1 pseudogene is annotated in these 339 nt (G+C 64.6%); it reads left to right on the forward strand.

Annotated elements, in window-relative coordinates:
* Positions 1-219: 219 nt before the first annotated feature.
* A pseudogene (locus IG04_RS49095) lies at positions 220-339 on the forward strand (MFS transporter); the annotation flags it as partial.

Consider the following 339-nt stretch of genomic DNA (forward strand, 5'->3'; position numbering starts at 1 on the left):
CAACCGCTGGCTGATCTCGCGCGGCAAGGGGCACGCGGTGGTGCACCAGTACCACGGTGGCGGCCATGAAGGTCATCACCAGCACTGAGTGAACCGTGGTCGCGAGACACTCGCGGCCACGGTCCGTCAAGATCTTCCGTTTCGCAGGGGTAGTCGCTTTGCGCGACCAGGGCAGAGGTCTGCTCGGTCGATACCCCCTACCGGTATGGAGTACCTGAGATGTCCAGTACGGATAGGTCAGACCGGCGCAGGTGGTGGGCGCTCGCCCTCATCGCCGCCGCGCAGTTCATGGTCATCATGGACACCTCGATCATCGGGGTGGCCCTGCCGCGGATCCAG

Origin of the sequence: Lentzea albidocapillata (assembly GCF_000719115.1) — a bacterium.
GTDB classification, from domain to species: Bacteria; Actinomycetota; Actinomycetes; order Mycobacteriales; family Pseudonocardiaceae; genus Lentzea; species Lentzea albidocapillata.